The sequence below is a fragment of the Serratia sp. CY32780 genome, from assembly GCF_052169135.1.
GTDB classification, from domain to species: Bacteria; Pseudomonadota; Gammaproteobacteria; order Enterobacterales; family Enterobacteriaceae; genus Serratia; species Serratia sarumanii.
The window spans coordinates 198,933-212,348 of record NZ_JBJNLI010000004.1; the positions used below are offsets into that span (position 1 = coordinate 198,933).

The 13,416-nt window shown below is 58.8% G+C and carries 12 protein-coding genes; 8 read left to right on the forward strand and 4 right to left on the reverse strand.

The window, feature by feature from the left end:
- Positions 1–484 precede the first annotated feature (484 nt).
- Together ACJ8HH_RS18690 and ACJ8HH_RS18695 are read left to right on the forward strand one after the other, a co-directional pair.
- On the forward strand, positions 485–874 hold the full coding sequence (locus tag ACJ8HH_RS18690) for a hypothetical protein (RefSeq protein ID WP_033649540.1): 390 nt from the start codon (positions 485–487) through the stop codon (positions 872–874).
- Positions 874–1,296, forward strand: coding sequence for a hypothetical protein (locus ACJ8HH_RS18695; RefSeq protein ID WP_080281318.1), 423 nt, complete (start codon positions 874–876; stop codon positions 1,294–1,296). The genes ACJ8HH_RS18690 and ACJ8HH_RS18695 overlap by 1 nt, the downstream gene beginning before the upstream one ends.
- 118 nt (positions 1,297–1,414) lie before the next feature.
- On the opposite strand, the gene ACJ8HH_RS18700 is transcribed toward ACJ8HH_RS18695, so the two are convergent.
- The 4 genes from ACJ8HH_RS18700 to ACJ8HH_RS18715 all read right to left on the reverse strand — a co-directional run bounded on the left by ACJ8HH_RS18700 (position 1,415) and on the right by ACJ8HH_RS18715 (position 8,165).
- Positions 1,415–2,134, reverse strand: coding sequence for a DUF3053 domain-containing protein (locus ACJ8HH_RS18700; protein WP_033636551.1), 720 nt, complete (start codon positions 2,132–2,134; stop codon positions 1,415–1,417).
- Positions 2,135–2,442: 308 nt separating this feature from the next.
- Positions 2,443–4,512, reverse strand: coding sequence for a glycine--tRNA ligase subunit beta (gene glyS / locus ACJ8HH_RS18705; protein WP_033649541.1), 2,070 nt, complete (start codon positions 4,510–4,512; stop codon positions 2,443–2,445).
- Positions 4,513–4,521: 9 nt separating this feature from the next.
- Positions 4,522–5,439 carry a glycine--tRNA ligase subunit alpha gene (glyQ, locus tag ACJ8HH_RS18710; protein ID WP_004933966.1) on the reverse strand — a complete coding sequence of 306 codons (918 nt, stop codon included), beginning with the start codon at positions 5,437–5,439 and terminating at the stop codon, positions 4,522–4,524.
- Between the two features lie 737 nt (positions 5,440–6,176).
- The gene (locus ACJ8HH_RS18715) at positions 6,177–8,165 is read right to left on the reverse strand and encodes an autotransporter domain-containing esterase (protein WP_033649542.1); all 1,989 of its coding nucleotides are present in this window, start codon (positions 8,163–8,165) and stop codon (positions 6,177–6,179) included.
- A 196-nt stretch (positions 8,166–8,361) separates the two neighbouring features.
- On the opposite strand from ACJ8HH_RS18715, the gene ACJ8HH_RS18720 reads away from it, so the two are divergent.
- The 6 genes from ACJ8HH_RS18720 to ACJ8HH_RS18745 all read left to right on the forward strand — a co-directional run bounded on the left by ACJ8HH_RS18720 (position 8,362) and on the right by ACJ8HH_RS18745 (position 13,340).
- Complete coding sequence (locus ACJ8HH_RS18720; RefSeq protein ID WP_033636547.1) at positions 8,362–8,928, forward strand: DNA-3-methyladenine glycosylase I; 567 nt, start codon at positions 8,362–8,364, stop codon at positions 8,926–8,928.
- Positions 8,925–9,377, forward strand: a complete 453-nt coding sequence (locus tag ACJ8HH_RS18725) for an N-acetyltransferase (RefSeq protein WP_033649543.1) — start codon at positions 8,925–8,927, stop codon at positions 9,375–9,377. The genes ACJ8HH_RS18720 and ACJ8HH_RS18725 overlap by 4 nt, the downstream gene beginning before the upstream one ends.
- Positions 9,378–9,626: 249 nt before the next feature.
- A complete protein-coding gene (locus tag ACJ8HH_RS18730) occupies positions 9,627–10,289 on the forward strand; it encodes an OmpA family lipoprotein (RefSeq protein ID WP_033631402.1) in 663 nt (220 codons plus the stop codon).
- Between the two features lie 124 nt (positions 10,290–10,413).
- On the forward strand, positions 10,414–11,448 hold the full coding sequence (locus ACJ8HH_RS18735) for a LacI family DNA-binding transcriptional regulator (RefSeq protein ID WP_033649545.1): 1,035 nt from the start codon (positions 10,414–10,416) through the stop codon (positions 11,446–11,448).
- Positions 11,449–11,614: 166 nt separating this feature from the next.
- Entirely contained in the window at positions 11,615–12,367 is a 753-nt protein-coding gene (locus tag ACJ8HH_RS18740; protein ID WP_039568256.1) for a sugar phosphate isomerase/epimerase family protein, read from the forward strand.
- Between the two features lie 7 nt (positions 12,368–12,374).
- Positions 12,375–13,340 (forward strand): sugar kinase, encoded by a 966-nt coding sequence (locus tag ACJ8HH_RS18745; RefSeq protein WP_041038167.1) that lies wholly within the window; start codon positions 12,375–12,377, stop codon positions 13,338–13,340.
- Positions 13,341–13,416 lie beyond the last annotated feature (76 nt).

Below are 13,416 nucleotides of genomic sequence, written 5' to 3' on the forward strand. Positions count from 1 at the left end.
GCGACGCTCTGTTTGATCATCCCTGTGAGCATTCATCCCGCCGGGAACTAGCGAAGTGATGAATGAAAGAAAACTACATTGCCGAATGAATGGATTAATTGAAGTGTAGTCTAATTCATGACCACCACCATAAAATCAATTAACATTTCAACGAAAAAACAATATAATTGACAGTCAATTTTCATTGTAATCATGAGAAATCATGAAATTTATCTATCATTTTAATAAAAAGACGCATCCAGGATAGTCATATGATTATTAACTATATCTTAGAGAATGATAAATACTTCATTGGGGTGATTATATCAGCGCTAATGATAATGTTATTCTCCATTTTCTCATTCAAAATTATAAGTAAGATTAAAACAGGAACAGAGAAGAAAGTATTTTTAGTTTATTCTTACTATTTAATAACAAAGCCTGGTTTTATGGTTTTTATTACGGCTATATTTTCAATTTTCATTTATAAGCTTTGTAGGTAAACATGGAAAACAAAATCGTAAACAAACTCTCTATAGATGATTTCATCATAGATGAAAGCGTAAGCATTATCACGAGAAAGAATGAAGTTATCAATATCACGGTCGGAGGTGACATTGAGTTATCCATCGAAGTAAAAAAAACTGGAGAAACAGCAAAAATAACTAAGAAGCCTTCAGAGAAAAAAATCAACTTCACTATACATAAAATAGATGAAATGCTGACAGACGGTTTTAGCAGCAACTTTTTCCCCATCTATTACAATGATAAAAGAAAATATTTCATGAGGATTGGTGTTGCAAAATTCTCTAAAGCCGGAATTGAACTTTTTTTAATTTTTGCCAGTAAATCCAATGAAGAATCAGAAAAAGGTTCTCTTGAGGGCGACGCATAATGAGCACGGCTGATGATGCTAATAGTGAGATTATTGACAACGAAAACGCAAACAATAACAACGAGAGCAAAGTTATTATTACTAATAACCACACCTCTGAAAAAAACATTATAGCTAAGAACACCGCAAATTTAGAGGGAGATATTGGTGTAGATGTAAAAAAAGATTTTAATATAACAAATATCACTGGTTCCGGTGAACAGGCAAAAACAAGTACTATTTGGTATGTAATATCCTTCGTCCTCACTTTATATGCATGTGTGCTGACTTTCATTCTTGTAATTGATGTGCTGTCGACTGGTGGTGAAAACATCCTAACCTATACAAAAGAATCTTGGGCAGTGTTTACTCCAATAATCACCCTATCCTTAGGGTATTTGTTTGGAAAAAAGGATGAAAGCACAAAAAGCAAAGTTGAATAAGTCAGTGATATAATAAAAAATAAATCATCAGTCATTATTTTATATTGTCAACTAAATTAGCTACTAAATTATAAAAACGGGCCGGCAATGCCGGCCCGTATGTCGTGAATGCGGTGCGTTATTGCGTCACGCTTTGAACGGCTTTCTGCGCATTCAGCAGGTTCTGCTGCTTGGCCACCAGATTCGACATCATGGTGTTGTACTGCGCCACCTGCTGCGCGGTGCGGAACTGCACGCCGTTGTTGTTGAAGCTGACCTGGTTGCCCTGGCTCTGCAGGAAATCGCCAACCTGCACCAGATCCTGCACGAAGCCGGCGGTGGTCGGGATCGCCGGCATCAAGGCATTGGCCGGTGCGGTAACGATCTTGTCATAGGCCTGGTTGTACACCGCCTTCAGATCGTCGGGCTGCTTCAGCGCCGCGCGGGCGGTATCCGCCTGCGATTTAGCAGACTGGATCTGCTGGCCCAGCAGGTTCAACGCGCCGACCGATTGCTGCAGCGCGTCGCGTTTGTTCAGGTAGTCCTGCGCGGTGCGGATCTGGTTAATCTGATCCAGCGCCGGCGTCAGGCTGGCGCCGACCGACTTGGACAGCTGCTGCGAAAAGCCGACCAAAATCGCGTAATCGCCGGCATAGTTGCCGAACTTCTGCTTCTGGTCTTCGCTCAGCGTGGGGATGTTCGCCCCGCTGCGCATCACGGTATTCTGTAAGTAATCGATAAATGCTTTGCGCTGTTCCGGCTCTTTATCGCCGCAGGCGGTCAATTGCATGACCACCAACAATGCCAATACCGGTGCCAACCAACGCGCGAAACCTCTGCTCTGGATCCCTACCGCCATGTGACATAACTCCTGTTATAAACCTGCTTTTTCATTGGACTCCGCCCCTTTTTCCGCACTCCGTGCGCCTATAAGAATAGATCAACTGGCGGCATTCCGATACGCGATTCCACTTGCGATGAGCATTGCCCCGGCCGGATGCGGTTGAAAATCGTGCGCAAAACGCACTGAGGCTCATTGCCGTCGGCGACCGGACGCTTCAATTTCCCCAAGTCGCCCCCCAAGTCGCCAGGCGACCTTGCCTTCGCACCCAGGAAACGGAAATAAAAAAGGCGCCCGCAGGCGCCTTTTCACAGCAGAGAGGCCGCTTACTGCAGCACAGAGATATCCGCCACCTGCAGGAACAGTTCGCGCAGCTTGCTCAACAGCGTCAGACGGTTCACGCGCACTTCCGCATCGTCCGCCATGACCATCACGTTGTCGAAGAACGCATCCACCGGCTCGCGCAGCGCAGCCAGCTCCACCAGCGCTTCCTGGTAGTTGCCCGCCGCGAAGTACGGCTGCAGCTTGTCGCGCAGTACCACCAGGTGAGTCGCCAGCTGGATCTCCGCTGCGTCCTTCAGCACCGAGGCGCGCACGCTGTCGTTCAGCGTTTCGGTAGACTTGGCCAGAATGTTGGAGACGCGTTTGTTGGCCGCAGCCAGCGCCGCCGCCGCTTCCAGCGTACGGAAGTGGGAGACCGCCTTGACGCGCGCGTCGAAGTCGGCCGGCTTGGTCGGACGGCGCGCCAGCACCGCCTGAATGGTATCGACAGCGTGGCCTTCCTCCTGATACCAGGCGCGGAAGCGGCCCAGCATGAATTCCACCACCTCGTCGACCACCTTGGCGTTGGTCAGCTTGCTGCCGTACAGGCGCACGGCCTCTTCGGTCAGGGTCTGCAGATCCAGCGGCAGGTTTTTTTCGACGATGATGCGCAATACGCCCAGCGCGGCGCGGCGCAGCGCGAACGGGTCTTTATCGCCTTTCGGATGCTGCCCGATGCCGAAGATGCCGGCCAGGGTGTCCATCTTGTCGGCGATCGCCAGGGAACAGGCCACCAACGACTGCGGCAGCGCATCGCCGGCGTAGCGCGGCTGATACTGCTCGTTCAGCGCAACGGCGACGTCTTCCGCCTCACCGTCGTGGCGCGCGTAGTGCATGCCCATCACGCCCTGGGTGTCGGTGAATTCGAACACCATGTTGGTCATCAGGTCGCACTTCGACAGCAGGCCCGCGCGGGTGGCGTGGTTGACGTCGGCGCCGATCTGGCCGGCAACCCAGCCCGCCAGCGCCTGAATACGGTCGGTCTTGTCGCGCAGGGTGCCCAGCTGCTGTTGGAACAGCACGGTTTCCAGGCGCGGCAGGTTGTCTTCCAGGCGTTTCTTGCGGTCAGTGTTGAAGAAGAACTCGGCGTCGGCCAGGCGCGGACGCACCACCTTTTCGTTACCGGAGATGATCTGCTGCGGGTCTTTCGACTCGATGTTGGCCACGAAGATAAAGTTCGGCAGCAGTTTGCCCGCGGCGTCGTACACCGGGAAATACTTCTGGTCGCCCTTCATGGTGTACACCAGCGCTTCCGCCGGCACCGCCAGGAATTTCTCTTCGAATTTGGCGGTCAGCACCACCGGCCATTCCACCAGCGAGGCCACTTCTTCCAGCAGGCTGTCGCTCAGATCGGCCTTGCCGCCAATCTTCTGCGCCGCCAGCTCGGCATCGCGCTTGATGAGGGCTTTACGCGCTTCATAATCGGCGACCACTTTGCCGCGCTCCAGCAGGATCTGCGGGTATTGGTCGGCGTTGTCGAGGGTGAACTCGGCTTCGCCCATGAAGCGGTGGCCGCGCACGGTGCGCGCAGAGTCGATGCCCAGCACGGTGCCCGGGATCAGATCGGCGCCCAACAGCATCGTGACGGTGTGCACCGGACGCACGAACTGCACGTCGGAGTCGCCCCAACGCATCAGTTTCGGAATCGGCAGTTTGGCCAGCGCGGTGCTGACCATGCCGGCCAGCAGCGCCTGCGCCGACTGGCCTTTGACGTGGGCGCGGTACATCAACCACTCGCCCTTGTCGGTCACCAGGCGTTCAGCCTGATCGACGGTGATGCCGCAGCCGCGCGCCCAGCCTTCGGCCGCTTTGCTCGGTTTGCCTTCGGCGTCGAACGCCTGGGCGATCGCCGGGCCGCGTTTTTCAATTTCGCGATCGGCCTGCGCCGCGCTCAGGTTGGCCACTTTCAGCGCCAGACGGCGCGGTGCGGCGAACCAGCTCACGTCACCGTGTTCCAGGCCGGCGTTGTCCAGCTCGGCGGTGAAGTTGGCGGCGAAAGATTCCGCCAGGGAACGAAGAGCCTTCGGCGGCAGCTCTTCCGTGCCGATTTCCACCAGGAAAGTCTGTTGAGTCATGGCTGCCTCTTAGTTCTCGTTCTTCTTGTTGCACATCGGGAAGCCCAGCGCTTCGCGGGAAGCGTAGTAGGCTTCGGCAACGGCTTTGGTCAGCGTGCGGATGCGCAGAATGTAGCGTTGACGCTCGGTCACCGAAATCGCCTTGCGCGCGTCCAGCAGGTTGAAGGTATGGCCCGCCTTCAGGATGCGTTCGTAGGCCGGCAGCGGCAGCGGTTTTTCCAGCGCCAGCAGCGATTGGGCTTCTTTCTCGTACTGCTCGAAGCAGGAGAACAGGAAGTCGACATCGGCGTATTCGAAGTTGTAGGTGGACTGCTCCACTTCGTTCTGGTGGAACACGTCGCCGTAGGTGGTGACGCCCAGCGGGCCGTTGCTCCACACCAGATCATATACGCTGTCCACGCCCTGGATGTACATCGCCAGGCGCTCCAGGCCGTAAGTGATCTCGCCGGTCACCGGCTTGCACTCCAGGCCGCCGACCTGCTGGAAGTAGGTGAACTGCGTCACTTCCATGCCGTTCAGCCACACTTCCCAACCCAGGCCCCAGGCGCCGAGCGTCGGGTTTTCCCAGTTGTCTTCCACGAAGCGAATGTCGTGGATGGTCGGATCCAGACCCAGCTCTTTCAGCGAGCCCAGGTAGAGTTCCTGAATGTTGTCCGGCGATGGCTTAATCACCACCTGGAACTGGTAGTAGTGCTGCAGACGGTTCGGGTTTTCACCGTAGCGGCCGTCGGTCGGGCGGCGGGATGGCTGCACATAGGCGGCGGCCATCGGCTCCGGCCCCAGTGCGCGCAGGCACGTCATCGGGTGTGAGGTTCCCGCGCCGACTTCCATGTCCAATGGTTGAACGATGGTGCAGCCCTGGCGCGCCCAATAATCCTGCAGTGTCAGGATCAGGCCCTGGAAGGTCTTGGTATCAAACTTTTGCATGTTGAATTCGCACGCGATACAAGTGGATTTAGATGGAATGCGCCAGTATACCCTTTGACCGTAAGATATACAGCCAGAATCCGGCAACAAGTGCGAATCGGGACGAGAAGCGCTGGATTTTCCCGCGGCGGGCACAGCGGGAAGGACAACACGCCGGCCGGTTACCTTGCCGTTCAGAAAGATATACCCGGCACACACATTAGATCCCCTTAACAAAAACATCACTCACCGCCGTTTAAATAGTCAATTGGCTGAACGCTATTTCCCTCTTCATCGACCAAATTTCAGCTGATTTACGTGCGTATATCCTTATATTTCCCACGAGATAAAGTTGCACCAATGTTATTTTTGTTAATTTTATCAACTAAAAAACTCCCTGCATCGAGAGATAATGTGATCAAGTGCCAGATTATTTCTTATGTCGTGAAAAATAAGGCGATATCGCGCGGCGTGCCGACGCGTTGGGTATGGAAGGAATGGCCATGGATGAAATACGGCGCTAACGGGCCACAGAAACAAATTGACAGTTAATCTTTGGTTATACAATAATAAATAAAATTTTCCCTGGTGTTGGCCAAGTGGCTACCTGATCCTTTCATAGGATCAGTTTTTTTTTGTATTTCCGCCAACGTCACTGCGGCCCGCATAATTCCCCCCAAGCCGCCTTTCGCATAAATCCCTTATCAGACCTTATGGCTTATCCTGATCCTGCGCCCTTGAACGCGCCGATGGCCAATTCAAAAACGCGCGCTGACGCCGACGTTATACATAAACTGTTCGCCGCTGCTCAGCCCGCCGGTTTGCGAGACGGTGGCGAAGGCCGATACCCTGTCCGTCAACGGCATGTTGGCCCCCAACGTGACATCCACCCAGTTTTTGTCCTGGCCCGCACTGTCGCGGGTGAACGAGGTTTGCGTCGATTTCAGGCCGCCGCCGGCGCGGTAGACGTCGTCACCGAACTGGTGCTGATAACTCACTTCCGCATAAGGGTTAAACACGCCGAATTGCGTATCCAGCCGCCAGCCCAACGCGCCGATCTGCGAGTGGTAGGTTTGATCGTTGAAGCGCATGGCGGTGCTGTCATCGCCATCTTCGCTGTAGCCGGAAACGCGGCTGTAATCCCAGGCGAACTGCGCCACCGGCCCGGTGGTAAGGTAAGAAGCGATCGGGAAGTCATAGCCGGCGGTCACGCGCGCGCCCCACTGCCTGCCGGTGGTCGAACCGGTTTCGGTGCGCGTCAGCGGCCCCAGCCGCAGGCTGCGGCGGATGTCGTCATAATCCATCGTCGTATAGTGCAAATCGGCGTTGACCCAGCCCTGCTCGAATATCGCCAGTGAACTGAAAGCCGACAGCAGCAGCCCGCGCGCCTTGTAATCAAAGCGGCTGGAAGGATGTTGATCGTCGTTGGAACCGGCGATCAACGCGCCGATCAGCCAGCCGTCGGTCAGCTGATAGTCCACCCCGACGGTCAGGTTGTGGGTGGTGGCGTTGCCCTCCCCCGCAGCCCGGTTATCGGCATAGTCATAGTGCTGGCCGGCGTAACCGCCGAACACGCCCAGCGAACCCTGCGGGTTTTCGCCGTGGCGCAGCTGCTGGAAGCGGCTGTCGAGCGTGGCGCGGCTGTCGCGCGCCATCGCCGCCGTCGCCTGATTCAGCGCCACCACCTGCGCCGGGCCATCCAACACCGCCTGGATATAATCCGCAATCAGCAGGTGCGCCTGCGGGCTCGGGTGGAAATGGTCGGAGAACAGATAGGACTGGCCGGCGTCGAAGCCGGGCATATCGGAGCTGCAGACCGCCGAGGAAACGCCCGGCGGGCAAGCCATGCCGGCGGTGTTAGCGAAGCCGAACTGCGCCGGATTGGCGATCGCTTCGGCGAACAGCTTGTTGACGTCCACCCGCACGATATTGCCGCCGCCCTGCGCCAGCAAACGGTCTTCACTTTGATTATAGAAATCGGTCAGCTGGGCGGCCTGCGCGCTCAGGCTGTCATACGCCGCGATAAGCTGCGTGGCGATCGCCTGCTGCACCTGAGGAATGGCGCTGCCCTGCTTCGCCGCGGCGGCCAACGCCGCGTGGATCGCCTGCGTGCGTGAAGCGTTGTCCGGCGTCGCCACCGAATTAAGCGTGGCATAGGCCGCCTGGATCGCCGCCCCCTGCACCGGCGACAGCGCCTGTTGAATGATCAATTCCATCAGCTGCGGCGTGGAGCCGATGTTCGGCACCGTCGGCACGATCACCGTGCCGGCACCGGCGTTCAGCAGCGAATGCACCTGCGCGGCTGCCGCGGCGGCGCTGTTATAGGCCACGCCGGGCGCGGTAGCGGCATTTAATGCCGCCGCCGCCAGATCGTTGCCGCCGATCCAATGAACGTAAAAACCGTCGCCGTCGGCCTGGCCGTTGACCCGGTTCAGATAGCGCTGCACCTGATCCTGGGTGTTGTCGGCCGGGTTCAGGCCCGGCACCGCCACGGCGCCGCCGGCGGCGTAGTTCTCACCGCCGTTGTCCGAAGCCACCAGCGCCGCCCCGATGCGTTGCGCCAACGCTTCGTCGTACAGCAGGTGCTGGTTACCGTCATAGGTGAACCGGCCGTTGTTGCCGGTATCGCTCAGGCTATCGCCAAAGACGTAGAGTTGATCGTACGCCTGAGCCGGAAGGGTCACACTGCAAAGCAACGCCACTGCAAGCGCCGCCGGGCGGGGCATGCACGTTATTTTTAGAGGCATGAATCGACTCCTGAGAGCCTGCAAATGAAGGCAATGTCGTTTTTATCGTTGGCCGGTTTTCCACCGGCCATGTAGTAACTATTGTCGGCTTTTTCGTCACGTCAAGCGGGCTGATGACAAAACAATCAGAGGCTTGCCAAGTTCGGCGCTTCGAGCGATGATTACTGTTCATAAATACAGCATAAGGACAGTCAGGATGGCAGACGAACGTTGCGGTTGGGTGACGGCCGATCCGTTGTATCTCGAGTATCACGACCAGGAATGGGGCGCGCCCACCACCGACGCGCGCGAGCTGTTTGAAATGCTGTGCCTCGAGGGGCAACAGGCCGGCCTTTCCTGGATCACCGTGCTGAAAAAGCGCGAGAACTACCGCCGCGCTTTCCACGGTTTCGATCCGCAGCGGGTCGCCGCCATGACCGAACAGGACGTGGAAAATCTGCTGCAGGACAGCGGCATCATCCGCCACCGCGGCAAGATAGAAGCCATCATCACCAACGCCAAAGCCTATCTGGCGATGGAGGCGGCCGGCGAGAATTTCGTTACCTTCATTTGGGACTTCGTCGGCGGCAGGCCGCAGCTCAACCGCTGGCAGGCGCTGAACCAGGTGCCGGCCAAAACCGAGCAGTCCGACGCCATGTCCAAGGCGCTAAAAAAACGCGGCTTCAAGTTTATCGGCTCCACCGTTTGTTACGCCTTCATGCAGGCCAGCGGGCTGGTGAACGATCATCTCACGGGATGCATGTGCTACCCAAAGCCACGGTGATCCGCCCCTGTGGCCCGGAGGATATCGACCGGCTGATGGCGCTATGGCTGCCCAGCACCATCGCCGCTCATCCGTTCGTGGCGGAAAAATACTGGCGTGAGAGCGCCGCGCTGGTGCGTGAAAACTACCTGCCGCGCGCGCAAAGCTGGGCCTGCTGGCATGACGACGAGATCGTCGGCTTTATCAGCGTGCTGGACGAGCAGTTCATCGGCGCGCTGTTTGTCGAGCGGGCGTTTCACGGCCGCGGCGTCGCCCAGGCGCTGATGACGCACGTGCAGCAGCGCTACCGCCGGCTCAGCCTGGAGGTGTACCAGCAGAACCTGCGCGCCTGCGCGTTCTACCACAGGCACGGTTTTCAGGTGACGCAGCGCCTGTTCAACGATGAAACCCAGGCCTATACGCTGATCATGAACTGGCCGGCAGTCGAAAATTCAACCCGTTATGCTTAAAAAAGGCGCATCTGCACTCCGGATGCGCACAATTAAGAATCCGCTGCATAGCGCCGCCCGGCGTTTTACCGCATAACTCCCCCAGCACTTACCCGCGCTCATCATTTGTCACGTTTTTCTCCGGAACTGCCGGCGAAACCGCGCGTCATAGGTAGCGCGGCGACGCGGGCTCCCTGCGTCACCCACTTTTTTTTGCGTCCCCGCTTTGGGCCGGCGCGTACAGATTCTGATGCCATTAAGGACAAGAACATGAAAAAACGCATTGCAATTATTGCCGGCGCCGTGAGCCTCACGCTCGCGCTGTCGGCCTGTACCACCAACCCTTACACCGGCGAATCCGAAGCCGGTAAATCCGGCATCGGCGCGGGCCTCGGGGCCGCACTGGGCGCCGGCGTCGGCGTGCTGTCCTCTTCCAAGAAAGATCGCGGCAAGGGCGCGCTGATCGGCGCAGCGGCCGGTGCAGCCCTCGGCGGCGGCGCTGGCTATTACATGGACGTGCAGGAAGCCAAACTGCGCGACAAGATGAAAGGCACCGGCGTCAGCGTCACCCGCCAGGGCGACAACATCGTGCTGAACATGCCGAACAACGTGACCTTCGACAGCAGCAGCGCCACGCTGAAACCGGCGGGCGCCAACACCCTGACCGGCGTCGCCATGGTGCTGAAAGAGTATCCGAAAACCGCGGTCAACGTTGTCGGCTACACCGACAGCACCGGCTCCCGCTCGCTCAACATGAACCTGTCGCAGCAGCGCGCCGACGGCGTAGCCAGCGCGCTGATCACCCAGGGCGTGGCGGCGAACCGTATCCGCACCACCGGTGCCGGTCCGGACAACCCGATCGCCTCCAACAGCACCGCGGAAGGCAAGGCGCAAAACCGCCGCGTCGAGATCACCCTCAGCCCGCTGCAGTAATCCCGTGCGGGGCGCCACCGGCGCCCCGCCGCCTCCCTGCGACTTTCTCCTTACCCTTCAACATTCCCGCCCGCACATCGGGTATGGTAGTCTCCTTGGCAATTAACCGCAGGAGGGCTCGGCTGTGAGCACAGGCAAGGCAACGCGCGCCTCAGGACGCGCCACCATCAGCGATGTGGCCAGCATCGCCAAAACCGGCAAGACCAGCGTGTCGCGCTATCTGAATGGTGAACAGCACCTGCTTTCCGACGATCTCAAACAGCGCATCGAACAGGCGATCCAGCAGCTCGACTACCGGCCAAGCCAGATGGCGCGCAGCCTGAAGGGCGGCCAGACCCGCCTGATCGGCCTGATCCTCGCCGATATCACCAACCCCTATTCGGTGGACGTGATGCGCGGCATCGAGGCTGCCTGCCGCCAGCACGGCTTTACCCTGCTGGTGTGTAACACCAACAACGAAGTCAATCAGGAACAGCACTACCTGCAGCTGCTCAGCAGTTACCGGGTGGAGGGCATCGTGGTCAACGCGGTCGGCATGCGCGAGGAAGCGTTATCCACGCTGCAGCAGTCGATGCTGCCGATGGTGCTGATCGACCGCAAAATCCCCGATTTCGCCTGCGACGTGGTGGGTCTGAACAACCGCGAAGCCGCCACCGTCGCCACCGAACACCTGCTGCAACAAGGTTTCGAAGCGATTTTGTTCCTCAGCGAGCCGCTCGGTACGGTCAATACCCGTCTCGAGCGCCTGCACGCTTTCAGACATACCATGGCGCAGCACCCCACGCTGTCGGCGGAGCAGGCCGAAACGCCGCTCAACGATCGGCAGAAGCTGGAGCAGGTGCTGAGCGATTTCAGCGACCGCCATCGCGGCATGCGCAAGGCGGTGATCTCCGCCAACGGCGCCCTGACGCTGCAGGTGGCGCGCGCCATGCGCCGGCTCGGCATCCAGTGGGGCAACGACATCGGCCTGCTGGGCTTCGACGAGCTGGAGTGGGCGGAGCTGGCGGGCGTCGGCATCACCACGCTGAAACAGCCCACCTACCAAATGGGGCACGCGGCGCTGGAGCGGCTGGTGCAGCGCATTCAGGGCCTGGCAGCCCCCAGCGGCGAGCAGATGTTCTCCGGCGAGCTGATCGTCCGCGGCTCCACCACCCGCTAACCCGCCTTCTCCGGGGCCGTTGCCCGCCCCGCCCTCATCGGCTGTTTTTTGCTCAGCTTCGTGATTGCGATCATATTTTTACACTCTGTCGCTTTTCGCTGGAACCGGTTCCATTTAACGTACCGGTAACAGCAGCGGCGGCGACAATGCCGCCTCAGGAGTCAAAATGAAAACAGAAATCATCGTGGTCACCGGCGCCTACGGCACCGATACCGTCAAACAATACGGCGGCCAGCGCGCGCTGTTGCCCATCATCGCCGGCGCGGGCGCCGACGGGGTGGAGATCCGCCGCGAACTGTTCGCCGCCGGCGAATTGGACAGCCTGCCGGCCCTGGCGCAAGAAATCGATCGCCAACAGTTGTTCGCCGTCTACTCCGCTCCTGAGGCGCTGTTCACCCCGCAACATACGCTGAACCCCAACCTGGCGGCGCTGCTGGCGGAAGCGCAGGCGCTGAACGCGCGCCAGCTGAAGCTGTCCCTTGGCCATTTCCGCCCCGGTTTTGATTTTACCGAGCTGAAAGTGGCGCTGGAGCAGCACCCGGTCAAACTGGTGGTCGAAAACGATCAGACGCCGGACTGCGGCATTTTGTCGATGCTGAACGCCTTTTTCCACGCCGCGGAAGATAGCCACCTGCCGGTCAGCATGACCTTCGATATGGCCAACTGGCTGTGGGTGGGGCAAGACGCTTTCGCCGCCGCCGAACGCCTGGCCCGCCACGTCGGTTACGTGCACGTCAAAGCCGCCACCCAAGGCCCGCGCGGCTGGCGCGCCGTCGCGCTGGACGATACCGACGGCAGCTGGCGCGATCTGCTGGCCCGCCTGCCGCACGATGCGCCGCGCGGCATCGAATTCCCGTTGCAGGGCGATGATCTGGAAGCCGTCACCCGCCATTACGTCAATATTTTGCGTGCGGAGTAACCCCATGATGACAACGTTAACGGCAACGACGGCGCAGCAGGCGCCCCTGGATGTGGTCACGCTGGGCGAAGCCATGGCGATGTTCGTGGCGGCGCAAACCGGCGATTTGGCGGAGGTGGAAACCTTCACCAAACGCATCGCCGGCGCCGAGCTGAACGTGGCGATCGGCCTGGCGCGCCTGGGCATGAATGTCGGCTGGGTCAGCCGCGTCGGCAACGATTCGTTCGGCCGCTTCACCCTGCAGCAGCTGAAAAAAGAAGGCATCAACTACCGGCAGGTGACGGTCGACGGCCACTATCCCACCGGCTTTCAGGTGAAATCCAAAACCGCCGATGGTACCGATCCCAGCGTGGAATACTTCCGCAAAGGCTCGGCGGCCAGCCACCTGTCGGTCACCGATTTCAACCCTGAGTATTTCGGTTCTGCGCGCCACCTGCACCTGAGCGGCGTGGCGGCGGCGCTGTCCAGCGAATCGCTGGCGCTGTGCCACCATGCGGCGCGCGAGATGCGCGCCATGGGCAAAACCATTTCGTTCGATCCCAATCTGCGCCCGGTGCTGTGGCCCAGCCGCGAGGTGATGATCGAGCAGCTGAACCAGCTGGCGTTCGCCGCCGACTGGGTGCTGCCGGGGCTGAAAGAGGGGCAGATCCTCACCGGCCAATCGACGCCGGAAGGCATCGCCGATTTCTATCTGGAACGCGGCGTGCAGGCGGTGATCATCAAAACCGGCCCGGACGGCGCCTGGTTTAAAACCGCCGCCGGCGACAAGGCGGCGGTGGCCGCGGTCAAGGTCGACAACGTGGTGGATACCGTCGGCGCCGGTGACGGCTTTGCCGTCGGCACCCTCAGCGCCCTGCTGGAAGGCAAAACGCTGATACAGGCGGTGCAGCGCGGCAACAAAATCGGTTCGCTGGCGATCCAGGCCATCGGCGACAGCGAGGGCCTGCCGACCCGCGCGGCGCTGGCCGAATAACAATAAAAAAAACGACTTCTCCGCATGACGTCAGCCTCTGGCCCTACAACCGGGACGCGTCGGGAGAGCATCTGCC